Below are 16868 nucleotides of genomic sequence, written 5' to 3'. Positions count from 1 at the left end.
CCCATAGACTCATCCGATGCGCCGATTCCTCCCCGCCCTGCTCCTGCTCTCCGCTTGCTCCACCGTCCGTCCAGCGCCCGCCACCGACGTGGGGCACCTCGACTGTCGCAACGCGGGGGAGCCCGCGGTGGTCTTCATCGCGGGCGCATCGCGGGGCGCGGCGGACTGGGACGCGGTGCGCGCGGCCCTGGACCCGGATGTGCGGACGTGCGCGTGGGAGCCACCGCACTCGGGGCCTCGCACCGCTGGCAGCGACACGCGGCTGCTGCTCGACGCACTGAAGGGACAGGCAAAGCGCTGGGTGCTCGTGGGGCACTCGTATGGCGGGCTCGTGGTGCGCGTGGCCTCGGCCACCGAGCCCGACGCACTGGCCGGCGCCGTCTTCGTGGACTCCGTGCATGAGGACCTGTTCGACCCGGCGCAGGCCGCTCCGGTGTCGGAGCGGCAGCACATCGACTGGGTCCGCAGCTTCCGAGATGCCACGTCCGTGGAGCTTCCACACGGCGTGCCGGTTCTCGCGCTCGTCGCGGACCACCGCGGCGAGCCGGGCTGGGAGGAGAACCTGGCCTCGCAAATCAAGCTCGTCACCGGAGGTGCGCCCGGCGAAGTCGAGGTCGTCGAGCGGACGGGCCATCACATTCCCAGAGATCGTCCGGATGCCATCGCGGCGGCGGTGCGGCGCCTGCTCGCTGTTCATTGAGGGGCGCCCGTGGTCGATTTGCCCTGGCTCCCGGACTGAACGAGGCTTAGCTCGGTGACCATGCCATCCGACACCTTGTTTCTGTTGTCTCCCGGCTTCGAGGACCCGGCATACCCCGGCCAGCGCTTCTACTGCGAGCACTGCGCACAACTGGAGGGAGTGCTGAACTACTACCCGCAGGCCGCGAGCGCGCTGGACGTGCGCCGCATCCCCTGGCCCCGGCCCCGCACCGCGGTGGTGGAGCTGGTGGGCGAGCACAACCAGTGGCTCCCGCTGCTGGTGCTCGGCGAGGGCTCGAACGACCACGGCTGCGCGACGGGCACCCACGAGGGGCGGCGGTTCATCTCCGGCAAGGCGGCCATCGCCCGATGGCTCTCCGCGCGCTTCGGCATCGCCTCGCCGCACCCGTGAGGCGCGGTGAGGCTCACCCGGGCATGTACACGCGGCTCGGGACGCCGAGGTAGTCGATAACCCTGTCCAGCCGCATCCCGAGCCGCTCCGCCACGCGGATGGACGGCGCATTCACCTGGTTGATGATGGCCACCAAGGGGACCTCGGGGATGTGCTTGCGCGCCTGCTCCAGCGCGACGCGGGACACCTCCGTCGCATACCCCGTGCCCCACGCCTCGGGAGCGAAGCGGTAGGCGAGGTTCAGCACCGTCTGTCCCTCGAGCTCCTTGTGGCGCACGCCGCCGACGCCCACGACGACGCCAGGGGCTTCGAGCCGCTCCACCGCCCAGTACCCCACGCCCTGCTGGGACCAGTCGCCCAGCCACAGCGCCAGCCGCTCTCGCGCGTCGTCCAGGGTGCGCATGGGCCCGCTGGGGTTGAACCGGTTGGTCTCCGGGTCCCCGTGGAGGGCGAGGATGACCTCCACTTCGCTCTCGCGGAAGGGGCGGAGCAGCAGCCGCTCGGTCGTCACCGTGCGTGGATAGGTCCGAATCATGGCCGGTAATCTGCGCAGACGCGGACCCGCGCGCCACAGGCAATTCTTCAAGGCTCCAGGGTGCCGGAGCGGACCGTCCAGCCGTCCTCTTTCTTCTCGAGCTGGAGGGATGCGGTGCCCTTCGACACGGGCCGGCGCTCTCCCTCGACCACCTGGTACGTGAAGATCCACGCATTGGAGTACCGGTCGTATTCATGGAGTCTGAGCCTGATGCCCTCGTGCAGCATGTAGGGGCGGCCTTGCAGCGTCCAGCCCGACACGTGGAGTACCTCCTCGACGGGCGCATCAAGCGAAAGGGCCTGCGTCCGGATGGCACAGGTCCTGTGCGGCGTCATCTCCGCGAGGCGTGCCAGAATCCACGTCACGGCGAGTTGGAGGCAGGGCAGGTGCTCCTCGCGCTCTTCGATGGCGTCCCTCCACCATTCCCCCACTGGGCGGTTGCACCTCCTGGTGCATGAATGGGCCATCACCGCGGGACTGACTTTCTCCGGGCCGCGCACCTTGCGCAGCGTGGCGACGGGCGTGTGGGCCAGGGTGGACTCGACGCTGTTCATTCCGTCGGCGCGCTCCAGGGACCACCAGCGGTCGAAGACCTCCACGGTCAGCGGCGGTGGGCCGAGCAGCCCCGTGAGCACCCGCCGCGTCACCGCGTAGTAGTCCACCGGCTCCGTCATGCCAGACCGAATGGCGCACTCCAGCTCCCACTGGAAGTGGGCGAGGATGGCGAGCTTGAGAAAGGTCTGGGCGTTCTCCTCCTGGCCCGGGTAGACATGGTCGTCCTCTCCCATCTGGCTCCAGACACGGGGCTGGACCGACCACACCCACCAGGGAATCTGCTGCTCTTCCAACCACTGGAGAAGCGCCTGCGTGGGACGGAGCACGTAGAACATCGCCATCACGAGGGCCAAGAAGACCTCCTTCGACGGGGTTCACATCCTGCGGCGGGGCAGCCGTTGACGCCGCGAATCCCGAGGGCCTGACAGCGCTGGAGACAGACGCGTGACGTCACCTCCAGGGTTGTCTTTCATCCCACCCGCGAGGCCACTCCACGGATTGCCGTGTGTCAGACCGGGCGGATAGCGTTCCCTGCATGCCGGACATCCGCCTGCCCGCCGAAGCGAAGTACAAGACCGAGCTCGAAGCCCTCGCCGCCCACGACGACAAGCCCCGCCCACCGGGTTGGTCGCTCTCGCCGCGCGCGGTGGAGATGTACATCCTCGGGAGCCCCAAGCCCGTCGGAGGCGTGCCGATTACGCCCAAGTACGTCGGTGACAAGGGCCTCATCCAGGTGTGCATCGCCACGCTCGCCTCCGACCGCGCGCTGATGCTGGTGGGCGAGCCCGGTACCGCGAAGAGCTGGCTGTCCGAGCACCTCTCCGCGGCCGTCAGCGGCACCTCGGCCCTCATCGTCCAGGGCACGGCGGGCACCAGCGAGGACCACCTCAAGTACTCGTGGAACTACGCGCTGCTGCTGGCGCAGGGCCCGTCACCGGAGGCGCTGGTCCCCTCCCCCGTGTTGCGCGCGATGAAGGCGGGCAAGTTCGCCCGCTTCGAGGAGGTGACGCGCACGTCGCCGGAGATTCAGGACGCGCTCATCTCCATCCTCTCGGAGAAGCAGGTCTCCATTCCGGAGCTGGGCGACGTGGTGAGCGCGCAGCGGGGCTTCAACCTCATCGCCACCGCGAACACGAGAGACCGCGGGGTGAACGAGATGAGCGCCGCGCTCAAGCGCCGCTTCAACTTCGTCACCGTGCCGGTGGTGGAGGACCTGGAGCAGGAGATTCAAATCGTCACCAGGCGCGAGGCCGAGCTGCGCAATGACTACCAGGTCGGCGTGCCGCCGCCGGAGGAGCTGTCGCGGCTGTTGCTGACGCTCTTCCAGGAATTGCGCAAGGGCGTGACGAAGGACGGGAAGACGAAGGTGCGCACGCCGGGCGCGGTGCTGTCCACGGCGGAGGCCATCAGCGTGCTGTTCAACAGCTCCATCCTCGCGGAGCAGTTCGGCGGCGGGAAGGTGACGCCGCACGAGCTGGCGGCGTCGCTGGTGGGCGCGGTGGTGAAGGAGCAGGAGGACGACGTGAAGGCCCTGCGCGAGTACATGGAGACGGTGGCCAAGAGCCGCACGGGCGCGTGGAAGGAGCTGTACACCGCGAGCAAGAAGCTCTTGAGGGGCTGATGGACCTCGCCCTGCTCTCCAAGGTGCACCTGTTCCCGGTGCGCCACCACTCGCCGCGCACCACGGCGGTGCTTGGCAAATGGTTGGCGCGTGTCCGGCCGGAAGTCATCCTGGTGGAAGGCCCGTGCGACGCGACGGGCCTCGTGGACGTGCTGTGCGACGAGGCGACGAAGCCGCCGGTGGCGATTCTGGGCTACCGGACGGACGGCACGCCGCGCTCGGCGCTGTGGCCCTTCGCGGAGTACTCGCCCGAGTACGCGGCGCTGCGCTGGGCGAAGTCGAACAAGGCCCGCGCGGAGTTCATCGACATCCCCGTCGGCGTCAGCCTGGAAGTGGACCGCGAGGACGCCGAGGAGCCCGGCGTCGAGACGGAGTCCGCCGCCACGGCCGTCACCCACGAGCCCGAGGAGCCCATCTCGGAGCGCTTCGCCAAGGAGCGCGGCTACCGTTCCTTCGAGGAGCTGTGGGAGGCGATGTTCGAGGCGCCGGACTGGACGCCCGAGGGCTTCCGGCCGGTGCTGCTGGCCTGGGCGGACGTGTTGAACGCGGGCCCGAGGAATGACTACCACCGCTGGCGCGACGCCTTCATGGCGCGCAAGGTGCTGGAGGTGGTGGCCAGCGGTGTGCCGCCGGAGAAGGTGGCGGTGGTGGCGGGCGCCGCGCACGTGGCGGCCTTCATCGCGGGCGACGTGGACGAGGCGCTGGAGGCGAAGCTGCCCAAGGGCGTGCCCTGCGCGGTGACGGTGATTCCGTACAGCTTCCCCCGGCTGGCGGAGCAGCTCGGGTATGGCGCGGGCAACCGGGCGCCGCACTTCTACCAGAAGGCCCACGAGGCGAAGTGCGACTTCCGGCGCGCGACGCTGGAGGTGCTCATCGACTTCGCGGGGCACCTGCGCACGCGAGGCTTCACCGCGTCGCTGTCGGACGTGCTGGAGGCGTACCGGCTGGCGCTGACGCTGGCGGACATGCGGGAGAAGAGCGCTCCGGGCCTGGACGAATTGCGCGAGGCCACGGTGGCCACGCTGTGCCGCGGGGACGCGACGCACGTGGACGGCTTCCTGTGGAAGAGCGTCATCGGCCACCAGGTGGGCCGGGTGGCGAGCCGCATCGGGCAGAACTCGCTCCAGGCGGAGTTCTGGCGCGAGGTGGACGCGCGCCGCCTGCCGCGCTCGGACAGTCCGGAGACGTTCTCCCTGCGGCTGAACAACGACGTGGAGGTGGGCTCCTCCGTCTTCCTGCACCGGCTGCGCGTGGCGGGGATTCCATACGCGGCGCTCCAGGGCGCGGGGCAGCAGCGAGGTGCACCGCCGCAGGAGGCCGGGGGCTACTCCGCGCTCACCCGCGTGCGCGAGTCCTGGCAGGCGCAGTGGACGCCGTCCACGGACGTGGCGCTGATAGAGAAGATCGTCCTCGGCGACACGCTGGAGGCGGTGACGACACGCATCCTCCAGGAGCGCCTGACCGAGGCGAAGTCCACCGCCGACGCGGCGAACGTGTTGCTGGAGTCTGTGATTACCGGCTGCTCGCAGACGGTGGCGGCGGCCCTGCGGGCCTGTGATGCGCACGCGGCCACGGACTCCGATTTGCCGTCGCTCGCCTCCGCCGCGCGAGCCCTGTCCGGACTGGTGGCGTACGGCACGTCCCGGGCGCACGCCGACGTGGGCGACGAGGCGGTGGCGGTGCTGTGCGAGAAGACCTTCGGCCGCGCGCTGCTGCGCGTGCGCGAGGCCAGTGCCTGCGCGCCGGACGCGGTGGGCCCGGTGCTGGAGGCGCTGCGCACGCTGCACGAGGTGGCGCTGGCGCAGCCTCGCGCGGACAAGGCCGGTTGGTTGGCGGAGGCGCGCGGGCTGATGGAGAGCCACGCCGTGCATCCGTCGACGTCGGGGCTTGCCACGGGGCTGCTGTACCTCGCGCAGGAACTGGCCGAGTCGGATGTGGCGCTGGAGGTGGGGCGGCGGCTGTCGCTGGCGGTGGAGCCGGAGGCGGGCGCGGCATACCTGGAGGGCTTCCTCCACGTGAATGCGCTGGTGCTGGTGAAGAGCCGCGAGGTGGTGAAAGCGCTGGACGACTTCCTCACCAGCGTGGAGCCCGAGCGCTTCCGTCAGACCCTACCGGTATTGAGAAGAGCACTGGGCGCGCTGGGTCCCACGGAGCGCCGCTACCTGATGGAGAACGTGGTGGCGCTGCGGCAGCTCGGGACGAAGGGGCAGGCGGTGAAGGGCGTCCTCGAAGAGAAGGACAAGGAGAAGCTCAAGGACATGAGCGCGGAGCTGGGCAAGGCGCTCGATGACCTGGACGACCTGCTATGAGCGTGGACCCCAAGGACCTGTCGGAGAAGGACCGGGATGCGCTGCTGCGCTGGCGGTTGGCGCTGGGCCCGGCGGCGGAGAAAACGGGCTCGTGCCCGTCGCTGCGAGGACTGGCCGGCGGCGCGGGCGCGGTGGGCGTCGGCGAGTCCGACCTGGAGGAACTGGATGACGCGCTCTCCTTCGTCTACGGCGAGAAGAGCGCGAGCGCGTCGGGCTCACGGCCGTACATCCCCAAGTGGCTGGGCGCGCTGCGAGGCTTCTTCCGCGACGACGTGATTGCGCTCGTCCAGAAGGATGCGATTGAGAAGAAGGGGCTGACGCAGCTCCTCTTCGAGCCGGAGACGCTGCCCTTCCTCGACAAGAACGTGGAGCTCGTGACGACGCTGGTCAGCGCGCGCGGGCTGATTCCGGACCAGGCGAAGGACATCGCCCGGCAAATCGTCCGCGAAGTCGTCGATGACCTGCGTAGGAAGCTGGAGGCGTCCGTCCGCACGGCCGTGTTCGGAGCGCTGAAGCGGGACAGGACGAGCCCGCTGCCGATTGCGCGCAACATGGACTGGAAGCGCACGATTCGGCAGAACCTGAAGGGCTGGGACGCGGAGCGCAAGCGGCTGATTCCGGAGCGCTTCTACTTCTGGCCCAACCAGCGGCGGCACCACGAGTGGGACGTGACGCTGGTGGTGGACCAGTCCGGCTCCATGGCGGAGAGCGTCGTCTACAGCTCGGTGATGGCGGCCATCTTCGCGTCGCTGGACGTGCTGCGCACCAGCCTCGTCCTGTTCGACACCGAGGTGGTGGACATGACGCCCATGCTGGCGGACCCGGTGGAGGTGCTCTTCACGGCGCAGCTCGGCGGTGGCACGGACATCAACCGCGCGGTGGCGTACGCACAGGCCAACCACGTGCAGCGGCCGGAGAAGACGCTCTTCATCCTGATTACGGACCTGTACGAGGGCGGCAACGCCGAGGAATTGGTGGCCCGGCTGCGGCAGCTCGTGGACTCGCGGGCGAAGGTGCTGTGCCTGCTGGCGCTGTCGGACGGGGGCAAGCCCTCGTATGACCATGCGATGGCGGAGAAGCTCACCGCGCTGGGGATTCCGTGCTTCGGCTGCACGCCGCGCAAGCTGGTGGACGTGGTGGAGCGGGTGATGCGCAACCAGGATTTGGGGCCGCTCGTGTCGGCCGACAAGGAGTCGCGCCATGGCTGAGGTGCGGAAGCTGACGGGGGGACTCGGAGGGCTGACGGAAATCATCAGCGACCGGGCGGAGCTGGCGAAGGGCGCGCAGCTCTTCGACGGCAAGCAGCTCTCCAATCTGTCCCGGTATGAGAACCGGCTCTTCGCGGACGCGCTGGGCTCGGGGGCTTCGCCGTACAAGGTGTCGCTGGTGTTCGGCGACGGGCGCGAGGTGAAGGGACGCTGCTCGTGCATGGCGGCGCGCTCGCGGCCCTTCTGCAAACACGCGGCGGCGCTGCTGGTGGCGTGGGCCCGCGCGCCGGAGGCCTTCGTCACCACGGACGCGGCGCCCGCGGGCGGCTCGGACGGCACGAAGAAGAAGAGCGTCAAGAAGGGCAAGGCCGAGGCGGCGGACCTGATGAAGGCAGGCGTGGCGCAAGTGTCCACGCTGGTGCGGGAGCTGGGCCTGTCGGGCGTGGTGTCGCTGGGCGCGGACCGGCCGGAGCAGGTGCGCCAGCTCGGAGAGGTGCTGCGGGCCAATGGCCTGCGCCGGCTGGCGGCGCGCACGGTGGAGGTGGCGGGGCTGCTGGACCTCGCGGTGGCGCGCACGGGCACCTTCGAGGCGCCGGTGTACGCGGACCTGGTGGCGGACATGCTGCTCACCGTGCGCAAGGTGGAGAAGCACCTGGGCGGCGAGACACTGGAGGACCGCTACGTCGAGGAGCTGATTGGCAAGACGTGGACGAAGAAGGACCGCGCACCGGTGGAGGGACTGACGCTGGTGGAGTACGCCTTCACCACGCGCACCACGCCGGACAACTTCCTCGTGCGCGAGAGCCGCTTCGTGGACCTCGCTTCCGGGAAGCACTACGCGGAGAAGCAGATTCTCCCCGCGTTCCTCAAGAGCGTGGAGCCGAAGAAGAGCCACGCGGGGCTGGTGCTGGAAGGGGCGAAGGGCGGCCAGTACCCGGGCTTCGCGCCGCACCGGCTGGATTTGGACGATGAGGCGCGGAAGCTGCCGCTGGACGGCGCTGCGCTGCGGCGGCTGGTGGAGGTGGCGCTGCCGGACGTGGGCGCCGCGCTGGCGGCCTTCCAGGAGCACCGCAAGGACGTCTTCGCGCCGGACCTGCTGCCGGTGACGCTCCGGGTGGAGACGCTGCTGGCCAGCGGACAGCGCTCGCAGTTGGTGGACTCCGGGGACCGGGGCCTGTTCCTCCCGGGGGACGCGGCGCTGGAGGAACCCCTGGCCGCGGCGCTGGAGGGCGCGAAGCTGAAGGTGGTGCTGGGAGACGTGGGCCTGGAGGCGGCGCTGCCCACGCTGTTCCCCCTCGCGGTGGTGGTGGAGACGCCGGAGGGGCTGGAGTTGCGCGGCCTGGGACGGCTGGAGGGAGAGGCCTTCACGTCGCGCCGTCGGGGTGGCTCGAAGCCGGCGGCGGCGCCGGTGGCGGTGCCCCGGAGCGGGTGGTCGGACGCGGCGCGGGCGGCGGGCGCGTCGCGCGCGGCCATTGCCCTGGCGGAGGTGCGGGACGAGCTGGCGGAGAAGTTCGCCAACGGGTTGCCCGCGCTGTCCACGCGCGCGGTGGAGCCGCTGGTGGCGCGGCTGCGGGAGCTGGGGCTGGAGAAGCCGGGGGCGCTGCTGGAGACGCTGGCCGGAAGGCCCGACGCGGGGGAGCGGCTGGACGACTTCATCAAGGTGTATCAGGTGCTCGGCATCGCCCTGGTGCGGCTGGCGGGCGCGGTGCAGGTGGACGGCGGCGCGCTGCAGCCGGTGCCCACGCACCCGAGCATCCACGTGCGCAGGCCCGAGGTGCCGCTGCCTCCAGGCGAGGCGCTGCTGAAGCGGGCGCGCCGCGAGCTGACGCGCTACGAGGCGGCGGCCCACGCGGCGCACTTCTACGCGAGCATGAAGCCGGACGCGCTGCTGGGTGAGCTGTACCCGGCCTGGAGCGACGGCGCGGCCAGTGCCTTCGTGGCGCGCGCGGTGGCGCAGGGCTCGCGGGACAAGGCGCTGGCAGTGGCGAAGACGGCCCTGGCCGAGCACCACAGCCGCATGGTGCGCCGCACGGCGATTCGCGTGCTGGGAATGCTGGGCGGCACTGAAGCGCGGCAGCTCCTGGATGCGCTCACGCGCAAGGGGCACGACGCGGGCCTGCGGCTGTTCGCGCGTGAGGTGCTGGAAGACGTGCGGGCGCGCGAGGCGGGCCCGGAGGCCGTGGCGACGCTGCTGAAGACGCGCCGTGAGCGCATCCACGCGTATACGCAGCGGGCGCTGACGGAGCCGACGAAGGAGGCCCGCCGGGGGGCGGTGGACCAGCTCGAGGGCGTGGGGCTGACGGTGGCGTGGCCGGTGCTGCGGCAGGTGCTGTACGGAGACCCGGCACGCGAGGTGCGCAACCGCGCGGCCATGGCCCTGGCGTGGCTGGGGGACGCGGAGGTGCTGGAGCGCTTCGTCGCCAGCGTGGAGGCGCGCGGCGGGGACGACGAGGAGGCGAAGACGGCGACGTATGCCCTCGGCGTGCTGGGCGACGTGCGCGGGGCGGAGACGTTGCTGGCGGCCTTCGTGGACGGCTGGAAGCCGGGCGTGGTGTCCGAGTCGCTGAAGACGTTCGGCCTCGCCATGCTCGGGCCCGCTGTGCGGCTGGCGGAAATCCGCCCGGAGGCGGTGGAGCGCCAGGCGCTGCGCAACCTGTTCGAGAAGTTCCCCGGCGACGCGCTGGCGGAGGAGCTGCTCCAGCGGATGAGGGCCTCGCGCGAGCACCCGGAGTTCCTCTCCCGGTGCGCGGTGTACCTCAAGCTCGCGGCGGAGAACGCGCACGGCGCCGGGAAGCACGTGGCCCAGGTGATGCTGGGCGTGCCCGAGGTGGCCGCGGACAAGGCGCTGTCCCGCACGGCGAAGAAGCTGCTGGGGGTGAAGACTTAGGCGCTCAGCCCTCCACCGTGACTCCGCGCCAGAAGGCCACGTGGCCGGTGATGTTGGACGCGGCGGCCTTCGGCTCCGGGTAGTACCAGGCCGCGTCCTTGTTCACCTGCCCGTCGACGACGACGTCGTAGTAGCTCGCCGTCCCCTTCCACGGGCAGACGGTGTGCGTGTCGCTCGTGCGGAAGTACTCGCGGCGGATGGCCTCGACCGGGAAGTAGCAGTTGCCTTCCACCTTCTCGCAGCGCGGGCTCTCCGCAATCACCACCCCGTTCCACTTCGCCACTGGCATGACGACCCTCCTTCCAAGGCTCGAAGGTGCGGCATAACGGCGAACGCGCGGGGGCGCACTCACGGAAGCACGCCCGCCGCGCGTCCTGTCAGGTGCTCCACGGCCCGCGTGGCCGTGTGCACCGCATGCTCCGGCTCAGCCCGCCTGCGCCGCGGACTGCTCGGACTGCGCGTCGAGGAAGGTGCCCAGGGTGGCGTTGACGAGCGCGGGCTCCTCCACGGTGACGGAGTGTCCCCCGCGCGGCAGCCGCACCAGGCGCGAGCCGGGGATGAGCTGGTGGAGGCGCTCGGCCTTCGCGGGGACGGTGGCCACGTCCTCCTCGCCCACGACGACGAGCGTGGGCACCTTGATGCTGGGAAGCTCGGCGCTCACGGCGCGGCGCTTGATGACGCCGTTGACGGCGCGCCAGACGTCCTTGCGGTTCTCCAGCAGCCGCGCACGCCACAGGGCCCGCTCCTCGGCGCGGTTCGGGTCGCTCAGGAAGCCCTTGCCGAACATGATGCGCATCACCGGGTCCGCCACCGGCCGCACGCCCGCGAGCCGGGCGATGAGGTTGAGCAGCGTGTAGCGCGGCACGTTGGCCAGGGGCTCGGGGTCGGCGGACGTCTCCAGCAGCACCAGCGAGCGCAGCAGGTCCGGCCTGCGCGCCGCCAGCCGCATGCCGATGAAGCCCCCCATGGACAGGCCCACGAAGTGGCACGGCTTCACGCCGAGCTTCTCGATGAGGCCAATCGCATCCAGGTACAGCGTCTCCATGTCGATGACGCTCTCCGGCGGCACCGCGCTGCGGCCCTGCCCCCGGTGGTCATACGCGATGCAGCGGTAGCGGCCTCGCAGCGCGTCCACCTGCGGGTCATACAGCCGGGTGCTCCACAGCAGCCCATGGCTGAAGATGATGGGCGGCCCGGAGCCCCCTGTGTCCTCGTAGTGGAGCTCGGTTCCATTGACGGACAGCATCGGCATTGGCGGTTCCCTCCCCACCCGGAAGGATAGGCCAGTCCGTGACGCGACGTGCCACCCGAAGTGGCACGGGACGTCATCCGGGCGACGGACGCGCCTGGCGGCGCTACCAGAGCCCCGCGCCTGCCGGCGCTACCAGAGCCCGCGGGCCTGGAGCAGCTCGCCCACGCGCTGGGAGGCGGCGCGGTACGCGGTGAAGAAGTCCTCGGCGGCATCGGGGGACAGGTCCTCCCAGACGAGCACGCCAGTGCCGTCCTCGCGGCGGCAACGTACGAAGGTGCCACGCACGTGCTCGGCCGAGTCGAACTTGAGGCTGTCGAGCAGGAGCGGGCTCTGGCTGGTGAGGAAGGCCTGCCGGGCACCGAGCTGCTCGAGGCCCGCGCGGAGCTGCCGGGGATGGAGGGCGTGGGCCAGCTCGTCGGCCACCACCACGGCGCGCGCATGGGCCAGGTAGTGCAGGAAGGCCACGAAGCGCTTCTGGCCGTAGCCCAGCTCCCGCGCGGAGACGCGCTTCCCACCCGGCCCGGTGAAGACCAGCTCCAGGTGGCCAAGCGACAGCGTCTCGTACCGGCCCTGGGGCTGGGACTCCAGCGGGGCCAGGAGCGCCTCCGCGGAGACGAAGCCGAGCAGCCGCGCGGCGTCGCGGAGGAAGGGGATGCTCTCGGCGGGGAGCACATACCGGGCGGAGCCCCACTGCGCGGCGGCCACCTTGCGCAGCCCGTCCAGCAGGTCCTCCGACGCGAGGCCGGTGCCGGTGGCGAGCACCCCTTCCGCGCGGCGCGAGAGGCGCAGCTCCACCTGGTACAGCTGGTCGAAGTAGCCGAGCCCCTCGTCGAAGCGGCCCAGGCCAGCCTGGGCGGACACCTCGCGGGCCATGGCGAGCAGCGGCTCCACGGCGGCGGCGCCCTCGCCCGTCTTCTCCACCCAGGCGATGCCGCCGGACATGAGGACGAGCCACAGCCGCCCACCCACCTCGGGGGCAATGCGCTCGTGGACGACGTCCGAGGTGTCGTCCTGGCGGGAGACGGTGACCTGCTGTCCCTCGCGGTGGATGACGAGCGGCCACGCCATGTCCCCCGGCGCGACGACCAGGTCCATGACGAGCCCGGTGCCGCCCTCCCCCGCCTCGTTGCGCACGCGCACGGTGATGCGGCCGGTGTCGGAGGTCAGCTCGTATTCGAGGTCGAACGACTCGGCCTTGAGGGCGCTGAAGTCGGAGCTGGCGACGGCCGCGACCAGCTCCAGCAGCATCGTCTTCCCGGTGCCGTTCTCTCCCAGGAGCACGTTGAGGGACGGGCTGAACGACAGCCGCGTCCCGGGCTGCACGGAGCGGAACTGGTGGACCTGGAGCCACTGGAGCTTGAGCATCGGCCCGGAGGCTCCTCTCGCCTGCCGCCAGCGTCAACCCGGGGAAGGCCCACCCGCCACGCCCGCCTGCCCTCACACCGCGAAAACAGGAATTGACTGGGAGTCAATTAATACGAACGTAAATAACCGGAATCACTCAGGTTCCATAGATGCAAGTGAGTTACACTTATACAGTTTGACTGAACTTTTAATTTTGTGAGAACTAAAGCGCTCGGCCACCTGGCCGTTCTGGAGGAAGTCCCTCATGCGCTTGACTCGTTTTGTCTCCATCCTCCCCCTGCTCCTCGGAAGTGCTTGCGGCGTCGAGACCCTGGACGCCGACACGCAGTCCCCGGAGGACCTGCAGACCCTTGGCCAGACGGGCCAGGGCCTGCGTCAGGTCAAGATGCAACAGCCTGAATTCCTTGGTGGTACGGGCGAGCTGGCCGCGAAGCGCACCCTGTCGGAGCGCGGTGGCAAGGCCCATGAGCGGTTGACGCAGAGCGTTAGCGGCGTGCCGGTGTTCGGCGCCCAGGCCATCGTCCACCTGAAGGAGGACGGCAGCCTCGCCTCCATCACCGACCGGCTGGCGCGCGACCTGAAGGTCGACACCCGTCCCAGCCTCGGGTCGAGCCGGGCCATCCAGGCCGCCGTCGCCCAGATGCCCGCCGGCAGCGTCCTGGTGGGCGCTCCGAAGGCGGACCTCCAGATCCTCCCCAACAACACCGGCAAGGGTGCCCGGCTGACGTGGCGGGTGCAGCTCGACACGGTCTCCGCCGAGGGCGAGCCCGCGATGCCGAACGTGTTCGTCGACGCGCACACCGGCGAGACGGCGCTGTCGTTCGACAACATCAAGACGCAGCGCAACCGCAAGACGTACACCGCCAAGAACCGGACGACGCTGCCCGGCACGCTGACGCGCAGCGAGGGCCAGGCCGCCACGAGCGACGCGACGCTGAACGCGGCGCACGACAACGCGGGCTTCACGTACGACTTCTACTTCAGCAAGTTCGGGCGTGACAGCTACGACGGCCTGGGGACGAACCTCATCTCGTCGGTGCACTACAGCCGCAACTACGTGAACGCGTTCTGGAACGGGACGCAAATGGTCTACGGCGACGGCGACGGCACGCAGTCCGGCCCGCTGACCGTGCTGGACGTGGTGGGCCACGAGTTGACCCACGCCGTCACCGACACGTCGTCCGAGCTCATCTACCAGGGTGAGTCCGGCGCCCTCAACGAGGCGATGTCCGACGTCTTCGGCGCCTCCATCGAGGCGTTCCGGGATGGGGCCGTCTCGGCCAACACCTGGAAGATTGGCGAGGAGTGCTGGACGCCGGGGACGGCGGGCGACGCGCTCCGCTACATGAACGACCCGGCCATCGCGGGTGACTATGACTACTACCCGACCCGCTACACCGGCACCTCGGACAACGGTGGCGTGCACTGGAACTCGGGTATCGCCAACCTGGCGTTCAAGCTGATGGTGACGGGTGGCACGCACCCGCGCGGCAAGACGACCACCGTGGTGACGGCGCTCGACGCGGACGCCTTCACGAGCATCATGAAGGGCGCGGCCATCTTCTACCGTGCGAACACGGTGTACCTGACCCCGAGCAGCACCTTCTCCGAGGCGCGCGGCGCCACGGCGCAGGCGGCGCAGGACCTGTACGGCGCGGCCGCGGCGGCCTCGGTGAACGCGGGCTGGACGGCGGTGGGCGTGGCGGCTCCTCCGACGTGGACCGTCATCTCCACGGTGAGCAACGTGTCCGGCGCGAAGAGCAGCTCCACGACCTACAGCCACGTCACGCCGGCCGGCGCGACGGCGATGAAGTTCGCTACGTCGGGCGGCACGGGTGACGCGGACCTGTACGTGAAGTTCGGCAGCGCCCCCACCACCACGAGCTACGACTGCATCTCCGGGAGCGCCACCGCCACGGAGTCCTGCACCATCAACGGTGCGAAGCAGGGCACGTACTACGTCCTCATCAAGGGCTACACGGCCTTCTCCGGCGTCACCTACACGGTGAGCTCCGGTCAGTAGTTCGCGGTAGGGCTGTGTTTCATGCCGGCGCGGCTGCCACTCCTCGGCAGCCGCGCCGGTTGTCTTTTTGGGTGGGCGTGGTGCCTCCTTCGGCGCTCACGTAACGTGCGGCCTCGTGACGAGTACGCCACGCATTCCACGGCGCGCCGAGCTCGCGCAGTTCCTCCGCACCCGTCGTGCACGCGTTCGTCCGGCGGAGGTGGGCCTGCCGGCCGGCACCCGGCGGCGCACCCCGGGCCTGCGGCGCGAGGAGGTCGCCCGCCTCGCGGACGTGGGGGTGAGTTGGTACACGTGGCTGGAGCAGGGCCGGGACATCCACGTGTCGGAGCCGCTGCTCGAGCGCCTCGCGAGGGCGCTCCGACTGACGCCGACGGAGCGGGCGCACCTGTTCGAGCTGGCGCACGGGCGGCCGGCGGCGCGTCCCGCCATCGCTCCCGCCAGGGTCAGTGAAGCGCTCCAGCGCGTCATCGACGACTACCCGTTTCCGGCCCTGGTCTCGACACGGCGGTGGGACGTGCTCGCCTGGAACGCACCGGCGGTCGTCCTCTACGGGGACTTCGGACTCCTGCCCCCGGAGCGACGCAACGGACTGTGGTCGTTGTTCATGAACCCGGACCGGCGCGCACGCATGCCGGGCTGGGAAGCCGACGCGCGCAGGGCCGTGGCGGGCTTCCGCCTCGACGCCGCGCGCGCCGCCGACCGGACGGAGTTCGATGCGCTCGTCGAGGAGCTGGCGAGCGTCAGTCCGGAGTTCGCGCGCTTCTGGGGCGAGCACGACGTGGTCGAGCGCCCCGAGGGCCTGAAGGTCATCGACCACCCGGACCTGGGCGTCATCGAGTTCGAGCACGTCGCGCTCATGCACTCGGAGCCCGACGGGCACCAGCTCCGCGTCACGCTCTACTCGCCACGGCCCGGGACGAGCACCACGCGAGCACGGAAGCTGTTCCGGCACGTCACTCGGTGAGCGTCACGCCGGTCCACGCCTCGCTCTTCGTCCACAGCCGCTCGGCCAGGTCCGGGTCCATCGCCCACGGCCTCACACCGCGTTGCTCGGGAAAGTCGGCGGGCACGGCCTGCGCGATGTCCACGCCCTCGCAGTAGACGCCGCCGAGTCCTTCGAGCTGGGGGCTCGTGGCGCACCAGATGCTCGTCGCCGCGCCCTGCTCGGTGTTCTTGTAGAAGTCCGCTGCGCTCGCGGAGCGGATGGCGTGAAGCTCCTCGTCGGACATCCACCGCACCAGCTCCGTCATGATGGCCCCTGGATGGACGGAGAACGCACGGATGCGCTGCGGCTCGCCCCGTGCGTCGAGCGCGAGCGCGAAGAGCGCGTTCGCCGTCTTCGACTGGCCGTAGGCAATCCACTTGTCGTAGGGGCGTCGCTCGAAGTGGGGGTCCTCGAAGTCGATTGAGGCGCGCCGGTGCCCCCGTGACGACAGGGAGACCACGCGTGCACCGTGGGCCTTTCGCAGCGCGGGCCAGAGTCGCGCCGTGAGATGGAAGTGGCCGAGGTGGTTGGTCGCGAGCTGGGACTCGAACCCGCGCGAGTCCCGCACGAGCGGAGTCGCCATGATGCCCGCGTTGTTCACGAGCATGTGGAGGGGGCGGCCGGACGCCAGGAAGCGGGCGGCGAATGCGTCAATCGACGCCGGCTCGCTCAGGTCGAGGTGCTCCAGCTCCACGCGCTCCAGGCCGGCCAATGCCGCGCGTGCCTTGTCGGGCGTTCGCGCGGGGACGACCACCGTCGCACCGGCGGCCGCGAGCGCGCGCGTGGTCTCCAGCCCGACGCCCGCATACCCGCCCGTCACCACTGCGAGGGCTCCATCGAGCCTGCGGTTGCCAAGTACCTCACGCGCCGTCGTCCGCGCGCCATAGCCAGAATTCAGGGGCTCTTGTTTCGTGGTCATGGCCCATAACTAGCGGCTCGCGGCCACCGGAAAAGGGCGTGAATTCATCCTATGACCCGGACCACCAGGATGACGCTCGAGAGCGCCCCTACTCCGCC

General features: G+C 70.3%; 14 protein-coding genes. 8 read left to right on the top strand and 6 right to left on the bottom strand.

What is annotated here, in order from left to right; translation table 11 throughout:
- Positions 1 to 16 precede the first annotated feature (16 nt).
- Complete coding sequence (locus OV427_RS22630; RefSeq protein ID WP_267858223.1) at positions 17 to 700, top strand: alpha/beta fold hydrolase; 684 nt, start codon at positions 17 to 19, stop codon at positions 698 to 700.
- A 60-nt stretch (positions 701 to 760) separates the two neighbouring features.
- Positions 761 to 1111, top strand: coding sequence for a DUF3088 domain-containing protein (locus OV427_RS22625; RefSeq protein WP_267858222.1), 351 nt, complete (start codon positions 761 to 763; stop codon positions 1109 to 1111).
- Positions 1112 to 1124: 13 nt separating this feature from the next.
- Here the strand turns inward: OV427_RS22625 and OV427_RS22620 are convergent, their stop codons facing one another.
- The gene (locus OV427_RS22620; RefSeq protein ID WP_267858221.1) at positions 1125 to 1646 is read right to left on the bottom strand and encodes a GNAT family N-acetyltransferase; all 522 of its coding nucleotides are present in this window, start codon (positions 1644 to 1646) and stop codon (positions 1125 to 1127) included.
- 47 nt (positions 1647 to 1693) lie between these two features.
- Positions 1694 to 2545 (bottom strand): hypothetical protein, encoded by an 852-nt coding sequence (locus tag OV427_RS22615; RefSeq protein ID WP_267863465.1) that lies wholly within the window; start codon positions 2543 to 2545, stop codon positions 1694 to 1696.
- Between the two features lie 191 nt (positions 2546 to 2736).
- Here OV427_RS22615 and OV427_RS22610 point away from each other — a divergent pair, with 191 nt between their 5' ends.
- From OV427_RS22610 to OV427_RS22595, 4 genes are read left to right on the top strand one after another with little or no spacing between them, the layout of a single operon-like run.
- Positions 2737 to 3822: an ATP-binding protein gene (locus OV427_RS22610; RefSeq protein ID WP_267858220.1), complete on the top strand. Its 1086-nt coding sequence runs from the start codon at positions 2737 to 2739 to the stop codon at positions 3820 to 3822.
- Positions 3822 to 6131 carry a DUF5682 family protein gene (locus OV427_RS22605; RefSeq protein WP_267858219.1) on the top strand — a complete coding sequence of 770 codons (2310 nt, stop codon included), beginning with the start codon at positions 3822 to 3824 and terminating at the stop codon, positions 6129 to 6131. The genes OV427_RS22610 and OV427_RS22605 overlap by 1 nt, the downstream gene beginning before the upstream one ends.
- Positions 6128 to 7339: a VWA domain-containing protein gene (locus OV427_RS22600; protein ID WP_267858218.1), complete on the top strand. Its 1212-nt coding sequence runs from the start codon at positions 6128 to 6130 to the stop codon at positions 7337 to 7339. The genes OV427_RS22605 and OV427_RS22600 overlap by 4 nt, the downstream gene beginning before the upstream one ends.
- Positions 7332 to 10226 (top strand): HEAT repeat domain-containing protein, encoded by a 2895-nt coding sequence (locus OV427_RS22595; protein WP_267858217.1) that lies wholly within the window; start codon positions 7332 to 7334, stop codon positions 10224 to 10226. The genes OV427_RS22600 and OV427_RS22595 overlap by 8 nt, the downstream gene beginning before the upstream one ends.
- 4 nt (positions 10227 to 10230) lie before the next feature.
- Here OV427_RS22595 and OV427_RS22590 read toward each other — a convergent pair whose 3' ends face one another.
- The 3 genes from OV427_RS22590 to OV427_RS22580 all read right to left on the bottom strand — a co-directional run bounded on the left by OV427_RS22590 (position 10231) and on the right by OV427_RS22580 (position 12843).
- Complete coding sequence (locus OV427_RS22590; protein ID WP_267858216.1) at positions 10231 to 10515, bottom strand: DUF427 domain-containing protein; 285 nt, start codon at positions 10513 to 10515, stop codon at positions 10231 to 10233.
- Between the two features lie 135 nt (positions 10516 to 10650).
- A complete protein-coding gene (locus OV427_RS22585; protein WP_267858215.1) occupies positions 10651 to 11478 on the bottom strand; it encodes an alpha/beta fold hydrolase in 828 nt (275 codons plus the stop codon).
- Between the two features lie 129 nt (positions 11479 to 11607).
- Complete coding sequence (locus tag OV427_RS22580) at positions 11608 to 12843, bottom strand: AAA family ATPase (RefSeq protein ID WP_267858214.1); 1236 nt, start codon at positions 12841 to 12843, stop codon at positions 11608 to 11610.
- Positions 12844 to 13087: 244 nt separating this feature from the next.
- Between OV427_RS22580 and OV427_RS22575 the strand changes: the two genes are divergently transcribed.
- Positions 13088 to 14866, top strand: a complete 1779-nt coding sequence (locus OV427_RS22575) for a M4 family metallopeptidase (protein WP_267858213.1) — start codon at positions 13088 to 13090, stop codon at positions 14864 to 14866.
- Between the two features lie 115 nt (positions 14867 to 14981).
- Positions 14982 to 15830, top strand: a complete 849-nt coding sequence (locus OV427_RS22570) for a helix-turn-helix transcriptional regulator (protein ID WP_267858212.1) — start codon at positions 14982 to 14984, stop codon at positions 15828 to 15830.
- On the opposite strand, the gene OV427_RS22565 is transcribed toward OV427_RS22570, so the two are convergent.
- Positions 15820 to 16770: an oxidoreductase gene (locus tag OV427_RS22565; protein WP_267858211.1), complete on the bottom strand. Its 951-nt coding sequence runs from the start codon at positions 16768 to 16770 to the stop codon at positions 15820 to 15822. The two genes, OV427_RS22570 and OV427_RS22565, sit on opposite strands and share 11 nt — an antisense overlap.
- Positions 16771 to 16868 lie beyond the last annotated feature (98 nt).

It is taken from the genome of Pyxidicoccus sp. MSG2 (assembly GCF_026626705.1).
Lineage (GTDB): Bacteria > Myxococcota > Myxococcia > Myxococcales > Myxococcaceae > Myxococcus.
The sequence above is the reverse complement of the archived record's forward strand: the minus strand, read 5'-3'. Positions and strand labels throughout refer to the sequence as shown.